Annotated in this window: 5 protein-coding genes and 1 pseudogene; 5 read left to right on the top strand and 1 reads right to left on the bottom strand. The window is 65.5% G+C overall.

Translation table 11 applies throughout. The annotated features are described in order from the left end of the window. Positions 1 to 80: 80 nt before the first annotated feature. The 5 genes from ACFE99_RS19580 to ACFE99_RS19560 all read left to right on the top strand — a co-directional run bounded on the left by ACFE99_RS19580 (position 81) and on the right by ACFE99_RS19560 (position 3,521). On the top strand, positions 81 to 470 hold the full coding sequence (locus tag ACFE99_RS19580) for a polyketide cyclase / dehydrase and lipid transport (RefSeq protein ID WP_375488088.1): 390 nt from the start codon (positions 81 to 83) through the stop codon (positions 468 to 470). A gap of 104 nt (positions 471 to 574) precedes the next feature. Continuing rightward, entirely contained in the window at positions 575 to 1,012 is a 438-nt protein-coding gene (locus ACFE99_RS19575) for an SRPBCC family protein (protein WP_375488087.1), read from the top strand. Further along, on the top strand, positions 1,005 to 2,267 hold the full coding sequence (locus ACFE99_RS19570) for an ArsA family ATPase (RefSeq protein ID WP_375488092.1): 1,263 nt from the start codon (positions 1,005 to 1,007) through the stop codon (positions 2,265 to 2,267). The genes ACFE99_RS19575 and ACFE99_RS19570 overlap by 8 nt, the downstream gene beginning before the upstream one ends. A 46-nt stretch (positions 2,268 to 2,313) precedes the next feature. Next, positions 2,314 to 2,697, top strand: a complete 384-nt coding sequence (locus ACFE99_RS19565) for a hypothetical protein (RefSeq protein WP_375488086.1) — start codon at positions 2,314 to 2,316, stop codon at positions 2,695 to 2,697. 86 nt (positions 2,698 to 2,783) lie between these two features. Then, positions 2,784 to 3,521, top strand: coding sequence for a lysophospholipid acyltransferase family protein (locus ACFE99_RS19560; protein ID WP_375488085.1), 738 nt, complete (start codon positions 2,784 to 2,786; stop codon positions 3,519 to 3,521). A 20-nt stretch (positions 3,522 to 3,541) separates the two neighbouring features. Here ACFE99_RS19560 and ACFE99_RS19555 read toward each other — a convergent pair. Beyond that, positions 3,542 to 3,731 (bottom strand): annotated as a pseudogene (locus ACFE99_RS19555) (alpha-(1-2)-phosphatidylinositol mannosyltransferase); the annotation flags it as partial.

Here is a 3,731-nt window from a genome sequence, read left to right as displayed (position 1 = left end):
ACCATCAAACATCGCCCTAGGATGGCAGGCCGGTCGCGGTCGTGGTGGGCGTCGGCGCGGGGGTATGTGAAGCTGGAACGGTGCACAGCATTCAGGTCGCCGACGAGACTTTTGTCGCCGCGGACGCTGGGCGAGTAGGGCGCGCTGTCGCCGACCGGGCCAGCTGGCAGCGGTGGTGGCCTGACTTGCGGCTTGAGGTCGTCGAGGATCGTGGCGACAAGGGAATCAGGTGGGCGGTGACCGGCGCCCTCACCGGCACCATGGAGATCTGGCTGGAACCGGCGCTGGACGGGGTGTTGCTGCACTTTTTCTTGCACGCTGAGCCTTCCGGTGCTGCCGCGTGGCAGTTGGCCCGGATGAACCTGCCCCGAATGACGCACCGCCGGCGGGTTGCCGCCAAGAAAATGGCCTTCGAAGTCAAGGCCACACTGGAGCGGTCGCGGCCCGTTGGGATTTCTCCGGTGGCTTAGCCGGACTGGGTTGCGATGGGGAGTACCGTTTCTGCCGAAGGGCCAGAAGGTACTCCGGCCGGAGCCGAGGTCCACCCGTTTACGGGCGAGAAGGAAGCAACCAGGTGGCGGAGAAGACGACGCAGACCATCTATATCGATGCGGATCCGCGCACGGTGATGGATGTCATTGCTGACATCGGCTCTTACCCGGAATGGGTATCGGAGTACAAAGAGGCCGAAGTGCTGGAGGCCGACGCCGAGGGCTATCCGAAGGTGGCGCGACTGGTGTTAGACGCCACCGTTCTCAAAGACACGATGGTGTTGTCCTACGATTGGCCCAAAGACCATGATTCGGTTCGCTGGTCGCTGGTATCCAGCTCGCTGCTCAAATCCCTCGACGGCGCATACCGCCTGGAGCCCAACGGATCTGGCACCGATGTCACCTATGAGCTCACAGTCGACCTGGCCGTCCCGATGATCGGGTTGCTCAAGCGCAAGGCTGAGCGCAGGCTGACCGACACCGCGTTGAAGGATCTGAAGAAACGAGTCGAGGCTGAGTGAGTCCACAGCGCCCACCCTGGCCCGGATCAGTCTCTTCGTCGGCAAGGGTGGGGTAGGAAAGTCCACCCTGGCGGCCGCCACCGCTGTGGGGGAGGCGCGCGCCGGTCATCGGGTGCTGGTGGTGTCCACCGATCAAGCGCACTCACTGGGAGACGTGCTCGGCGTTGCGGTCCCGCCGACCGGACACCGTGATCCGGTGCGTGTGCTCGCCGATGACGTTGATGCCGGCGGTGGCTTCCTCGATGCGCTGGCACTGGACACACTGGCGCTGCTGGAAGCCCGTTGGCGTGAGGTGGTGTACGCGGTGGGCCGCCGCTTTCTTGATTCGGAACTGAGCAGCATCGCCCCCGAAGAGCTTTCGGCACTGCCCGGAGTCCAGGAGGTGCTCGGCCTGCACGAGGTCGGCGAACTGGCCACAGCCGGGCAGTGGGATCACATCGTGGTCGACTGTGCCTCCACCGCCGACGCGTTGCGGATGCTGACCTTGCCGGCCACCTTCGGGCTGTACGTGGAACGCGCGTGGCCGCGCCATCGCAGGCTGACCGTCGCAGCTAGCGACACCCGCTCCGCCGCCGTCGTGGAACTGCTGGAGCGCATCCGCGCCAGCGTTGACGGGCTCAGCGCGCTGCTGACCGACGGTGGTGTGGTCGGCGCTCATCTGGTGCTGACCGCCGAACGGGTGGTCGCCGCCGAGGCGGTCCGCACGCTCGGTTCGCTGTCGCTGATGGGCGTGCGGGTCGAGGAGTTGATCGTCAACCAGATTTTGGTGCAGGACGATTCGTACGAGTACCGCAACCTGCCCGAGCACCCCGCATTCGACTGGTACGCCGAACGCATCGGCAAGCAACAAGCTGTGCTGAACGAACTCGACGCCACCATCGGTGACGTTGCGCTGGTGCTGGCTCCTCACCTGGCCGGTGAGCCGATCGGTCCCAAGTCGTTGAGCGAGCTGCTCGACGGTGTCCGCCGTCGTGGTGGGTCGCCGCCGCCGGGGCCGCTGCGTCCCGTCGTGGACCTGGAATCAGGATCAGGGCTGCAATCGGTGTATCGATTGCGGTTAGAGTTGCCTCAACTCGAATGTGGCGCGCTCACTTTGGGGCGGGTCGACGACGACCTGATCATCGGTGTCGGCGGCATGCGGCGCCGAGTTCGGTTGGCATCGGTACTGCGGCGATGCACGGTGTTGGACGCGCATCTTCGAGGCAGCGAGTTGACGGTGCGTTTCCGACCCGATCCGGAGGTGTGGCCAGCGTGACCGCCGGCGACGACGCATCGCGAAGTGATGAGGAGGAGCGGGGCTCGTGACGGGCGTTCACCCCGATATTGGTCCCGAGTTGCGGAAACTTGCCCAGAGCATCCTGGATGGGATTGATCCGGCGGTGCGTGCCGCGGCGGCGCGGGCATCGGGCAGCGGAGTGGGCACCGGCAAGTGCCAGCAGATGTGGTGCCCGGTATGTGCGCTGGCAGCGCTCGCGACTGGTGACCAGCATCCATTGCTGACCGTCATCGCCGACCACAGTGTCGCGCTGCTGACGGTGATCCACGCAATCATCGACGACATGGACCGGTCGGCGCCGCCGCCGACCCCAGGGGGACCGCCCGGTGGCGGCGCTACCGCCGCACCTGCTGGCGAGGCGCCGGCGACCAGCCGCTACCAGCCGATCACCGTCACGGTGGAGGAATAGCTGTCCCGTCGCTCTGTGGTCGCATCCACAGCCGATGGGTACAGTTGGCGCAAAGCACCGTCGGGTGTGGGCGAGAGGGAGGGTCCATGTGGTACTGGCTACTCAAGTACATCTTCATGGGCCCTTTACTTGCACTGCTTGGCCGGCCGAAAGTCGAAGGGCTGGAAAACGTTCCGCGCACGGGGCCGGCGATATTGGCCAGCAACCATCTGGCTGTCGCGGACAGCTTCTATTTGCCGCTGGTGGTGCGGCGCCGGATCACCTTCCTGGCGAAGCGGGAGTATTTCACCGGTACAGGCTTGAAGGGCTGGTTCCTCCGCTGGTTCTACAGCACGACCGGGCAGGTGCCGATCGACCGCAGTAGTGGTGACGCCGCGCAGGCGGCGCTAGGTACCGCGGAACGACTGCTCAAAGAGGGCAAGTTGCTGGGCATGTATCCCGAGGGCACCCGCTCGCCCGACGGCCGGCTCTATAAGGGCAAGACGGGGTTGGCGCGGCTCTCATTGCACACTGGCGTGCCAGTCATCCCGGTCGCGATGATCGGCACGGACACAGTCAACCCGCCGGGCAGCAAGATGTGGCGGTTCGGCCGGGTCACCGTCCGCTTCGGCAAGCCAATGGACTTTTCACGCTTCGAGGGACTGGCCGGCAACCATTTCATCGAAAGGGCCGTCACCGACGAGGTGATGTATGAGCTGATGAGATTGTCGGGTCAGGAGTACGTCGACATCTACGCGGCCACAGTCAAGAACGGTCACAAGCCCACCGCGCCGGCGCTGTCCGGTGGAACTGCTGCCAGGATTCCCGAAACCGCAGCCGGCTGATCCGCCCGGTGAGCGAGCATTCAACCGACCGCCGACACCGGCGCCCGGTCCGGCGCCGTCGCGATTTCCCGCGGGCTGCGAGCCGTGACGGTGATGCCGGCGGTGACGATCGCCGCCAATGCCCACCACACGTAGGACGCTCCGACAAGCTGTCGCCACGCCGCCGCACTGGTCTCGTGGTACTTGGGCATCAGGTCGATCGGTGTCCAC

It is taken from the genome of uncultured Mycobacterium sp. (assembly GCF_964249325.1).
Taxonomy (GTDB): domain Bacteria; phylum Actinomycetota; class Actinomycetes; order Mycobacteriales; family Mycobacteriaceae; genus Mycobacterium.
This window is presented reverse-complemented; position numbering and strand designations above follow the sequence as displayed.

Excerpts from the sequence above, each read along its gene's own strand:
- ACFE99_RS19560 (WP_375488085.1), top strand. The coding sequence starts at position 2,784 with ATGTGGTACTGGCTACTCAAGTACATCTTCATGGGCCCTTTACTTGCA.